This is a genomic window from Mesorhizobium sp. WSM4819 (genome assembly GCF_055811215.1).
The window spans coordinates 1-4,250 of sequence record NZ_JBVVQO010000073.1; the positions used below are offsets into that span (position 1 = coordinate 1).

Sequence of the window (4,250 nt, forward strand, 5' to 3'; positions counted from 1 at the left end):
GGGCTGCGCGGCGGACACGCCAACGTCACCGCTGAATGCCACGCCATTTTTGCAGAACTTGACGCACACAACTCGACCGCCAGACGCCGAGAGGCTGCCCGGTGGCGGTACCTCAGACCGACATGAGCACGCGCTGCGGGGCTATCCTTGTCCAGCGGTTGGAGTGCGTAGGGCAGACGGTACGGACCACCTGCTTATGACGTGCCGAGGGGAACGCTAAATGGCTCCGCTTCGCCAGCCTAGCCAAGGTGCGCCTGGAGGCCCCGGTTGCGGCCACGATGTTGTTCCAGGACTGGCCCGCCTTGAGCATCTTCACTATGGCCGCATTGCGCTCCTGGTCCTCAGGCCGCTCCCGGTAGCGCCCTTCCTGCTTGGCCTTCTGGATACCCTGGGCCTGCCGCCGCCGCCTGTCGTCATAGTCCTTGCGGGCAGTCGCGGCGATCATGTCCAGCATCATCCCGTTGATGGCCTCCTGCATCCGGGCGGTGAACTCGTCGGTTCCGCTTTAAGCCTTGCTCCAGGAGGTGGGGAGGTCGAGACTGGTCTTCGTCTGCGCCATGTGGATCACCGGCTTCGACGTGCCAACCTGCTCGACGATCTATCTCGACAAGCCAATGAAGAACCACACTCTGATGCAGACGATCGCGCGCGCGAACCGAGTTGCGCCCGGCAAACAAGCGCGTCAGCGCGGATCGATCCGCTGCGCGACCAAACGCAGTCGTTGCGCGTGTGCAAATCGAGGAGGCGATCTTCAAGTTTACGGATCCCAACATTGCGGGGAAATCCAAGCTCATGCGGCGACTCGCGCCCGGTCGGCCGGATTTCGCAATAACCATCCGCAGGAAACATCGCGGAGCGAACCGACGCCGGCAGACGATCAATGACAAGCGTCTGAATTGTGACGACCTGCTCGCGCCAATAGGCCCCTTCGGCGACATCCCGCCAACGAACGCGTCCGCGCTGGCGAACCCAACGGACCTCGGCAACGGTGATATGCATATAGTCGCCGGCGATGGCCAGGCCACGATCAGATCCATCGCAGCTTCGTTGCGCACCGGGACGACCGCGGCGACGGAGCACATAGCCTTCGGCCTGTTGGCCTTCGCGACACATTGGTTTTCGCGCGCAAGCGTCCACACCGCGTCTTCGCGCTGCTGTATTCCTCTATGAGCCTTTTCGCGATCGCCTCCCGCATGGCGTCGTCCATTGACGCTGCATCCTCTCTGCGTAGCCGAAAGGCCTCGAGGAATCGCTGGTGCAAGGAAGAGACTGCCATCCGGAACTCGTTCACAATGTCGTTGATCCTGCTTGTGCGACAGAGGGGTTGGCGGGCCTTCGTTCTGAATCATCCTGAGTGAAACGGAGTCGGGTCGCCTGCTTACGTCGACCGCTTAGGAAGAGGGCACCGTCGCGCGTTGGGCCGAGCAGCACGGAAATGGCTGCAGAGAGATAGCACGCGGGTATAGATATTGGGACATGCGAACAGCGTGTCGGAGGAGCACCGTGTCGATGTCATCATCGGCATCGACGTAGATGCCGCGCATCAGCTTCACCAGTTTGCCCGTCTCTGCGTGTCTTCTCGATCGTTTCCCCGACCAGATGGAGAGGCATTCTAATTTTTCCGTACTTCAGTACGCGAAAGTACTGCCGAGAAAGCCTTTCTTGGGTCGTCTTCCGAAGCGGAAACGTTGAAGGACAGAGGATCATTGGGCCTATGTGTCCACGCTAGCACGGTGATTCATCCAAAAAAATGCACGACAAGCTCCATCGAACAGGAGATTTGTCGTCAACCTGCCAGCGTATTACATGATGTTGCTAGCACCGAAGAATTTCAAGCATCAAAGACTTGCCAATGAACGACCTCAAAAAGGTGTGCCCACACAATATCACAGCAGATGAGAATGCGAAGCTTTGGTCGACCGAGGATCGACAGGACTCGACACGACACCCATCTCCTGCCAGCCCATTCCCGTCTACTCGACCTAGGGCTGTCGAGCATGAGCAAGACCGTCCTCGCCGTATGGTCTGTGAACTCCGGCTTTGACCTCGCCGAATGGCAGTCGTAAATAATGCAGTCAAAAGTGTGCATACCGCGACGGCGACCACATTGTTTTAGTCTTTCAACAGCCTAAGAATCCGACGGTATTCTTGACGGTATTACTTGGCGAGATGATAAGATTTTCTCAATTAAAACAAGCGGTTATAGACATAATTGATCATTGAGTGGGAATGATTCAGATCCATCCGAACGCCGCCGATAGTGCGCCAGTGTCCGACACAAACCATTGAAAATAAATATAAATCTCTGTCAACTTTCGGCAACTATCGGCGGGCACGGTTTGGCTATGGCGGACGACTGACGGGCCTCCGCCATATTGCTCCTCCGAATTTTTCAAAGTACCGTCACGAGCAATGAGGCTCGTGACGGTACTTTTTCTGTCTTAAGTACCAGATAATAAAGGGAAATAGCTGCCACGAACCTCCAAAATTGTGCTGACGGTACTTTCTAGGAGACTGCAGGGATGCTGACGGACGCCGCCCTCAAATCATTGAAACCAAAAGAGAAAATCTACAAGATCGCAGATCGCGACGGCATGTATGTTCGTGTCATGCCAAGTGGAGCGATCTCGTTTCGCCTCGACTACAGGCTCAATGGCCGCAGGGAAACTGTCTATCTAGGCAAGTACGGACGCGATGGCATTTCGCTCGCCCGGGCTCGGGAGAAGTGTCTCGATGCCAAAAGGGCCGTCCGCGAGGGGCGATCTCCTGCGATTGAAAAACAGCGCGAGAAGCGCCGCATCAAGGAAGCGAAGAGCTTCGGCGAATTCAGTGAGAAGTGGCTGACTGCCGGTCCCATGGCAGACAGTACGCGCGCCCTGCGCCGCTCCATCTTCGAACGTGAACTGCTCCCTATCTGGAGAAACCGTCTTTTGACGGAAATCACACCTGATGATCTTCGGGCCCTTTGCGCCAAAATCGTTAGTCGCGGTGCTCCTGCAACGGCGATCCACGTTCGCGATATCCTGAAGCAGATCTACGGTTTCGCGATTCTTCATGGCGAGAAGGTCGCCAATCCCGCTGATGAGGTAGGGCCGGCGTCCATTGCCAACATCGTTCCCCGCGATCGCTCGCTTTCCCCTCCGGAAATCCGCGTCATGCTGAAGCAACTCGAACATGTCGCTACGCTGCCGACCATCCGCTTGGGTCTTCGCCTATTTCTACTCACAATGGTTCGCAAGAGTGAGCTTCAAGACGCGACATGGGATGAGGTGGATTTCGAGAACGCTGTCTGGACGATTCCGAAAGAGCGGATGAAACGCTCGAAAGCGCACAACGTCTATCTGTCACGCCAGGTTCTCGATATCTTCATCGCGCTGAAGACGTGCTCGGGAAACTCGCGCTACGTCTTGCCATCCCGCTATGATGCCGATGCGCCGATGTCCCGAGCGACCTTCAATCGAGTAACCTATTCTGTGGTGGAGCAAGCCAGGAAGGAAGGCTTGCCGCTCGAACCGTTCACGGTTCACGATCTTCGGCGGACCGGATCAACGTTGTTGAATGAGCTTGGGTTCAATGGCGATTGGATCGAGAAGTGCCTGGCCCACGAGGATGGCCGTTCGTCGCGGGGCGTCTACAACAAGGCCGAGTACGAGATTCAGCGGCCGACATATGATGCAAGAATGGTCAGACACTGTGGACGCCTGGCTCGATGGCAAGAAGTATGTCCCGACGCTCACCCCGCCGTCGATGCCGATCTTGGAGCCTGATCCTTCGCTTTGACCGGATGGGCTCGACGTTGCTTTACATCAGGGCCCGGTGCCCGGAAAATTGGTTTCGAGCGCCGGGCCGCGAGCCATGCCTGGACCTCGCCCAGATCCCAAACCACGCAGCGTGGGGTTAAGGCGAAGCGTCGCGGAAATTCGCCCCGCTGCTCCATTTCGTAAATTGTGCTATCAGCCAAGGGCACGATCTCGCGCAACTGATGCCGCCGGATCGTTTTATTGTTGGTCGTGTTCGCGTGAGTGCTCACGTTGCGTCTCCTCTGGTTCCGAATGAGGAGATAGAGAGCAATAGATTCGGAAAGATGGAAGCCGCCACCGCTCCTCATCGGACTTTAGCGCGCCACGGCGCGCATATCGGACAGTCCGACGCCTGTATCATCACCCTCTAACTAGACTTCCGGCCGCCATGCCCCTGCTGTGGCGGACGCATGATCGTCATCGAGGTGTTCGAACGGTGGAGGCAGCCGC

The 4,250-nt window shown here is 57.1% G+C and carries 2 protein-coding genes and 3 pseudogenes; 3 read left to right on the top strand and 2 right to left on the bottom strand.

The window, feature by feature from the left end:
• Positions 1 to 112: 112 nt before the first annotated feature.
• Positions 113 to 541, bottom strand: a pseudogene (locus tag AC0L18_RS32190) (recombinase family protein); the annotation flags it as partial.
• 16 nt (positions 542 to 557) lie between these two features.
• On the opposite strand from AC0L18_RS32190, the pseudogene AC0L18_RS32195 reads away from it, so the two are divergent.
• The 3 genes and pseudogenes from AC0L18_RS32195 to AC0L18_RS32205 form a co-directional block, all read left to right on the top strand.
• Positions 558 to 641: pseudogene (locus AC0L18_RS32195) on the top strand (type I restriction enzyme subunit R domain-containing protein); the annotation flags it as partial.
• A gap of 88 nt (positions 642 to 729) precedes the next feature.
• On the top strand, positions 730 to 1,170 hold the full coding sequence (locus AC0L18_RS32200; RefSeq protein ID WP_473495714.1) for a hypothetical protein: 441 nt from the start codon (positions 730 to 732) through the stop codon (positions 1,168 to 1,170).
• Between the two features lie 1,352 nt (positions 1,171 to 2,522).
• Positions 2,523 to 3,780 (top strand): annotated as a pseudogene (locus AC0L18_RS32205) (tyrosine-type recombinase/integrase).
• Here the strand turns inward: AC0L18_RS32205 and AC0L18_RS32210 are convergent.
• A complete protein-coding gene (locus AC0L18_RS32210; RefSeq protein ID WP_473495713.1) occupies positions 3,734 to 4,108 on the bottom strand; it encodes a helix-turn-helix transcriptional regulator in 375 nt (124 codons plus the stop codon). The pseudogene AC0L18_RS32205 and the gene AC0L18_RS32210 sit on opposite strands and share 47 nt — an antisense overlap.
• Between the last annotated feature and the right edge of the window lie 142 nt (positions 4,109 to 4,250).

Excerpts from the sequence above, each read along its gene's own strand:
- AC0L18_RS32210 (WP_473495713.1), bottom strand. The coding sequence starts at position 4,108 with ATGAGGAGCGGTGGCGGCTTCCATCTTTCCGAATCTATTGCTCTCTAT.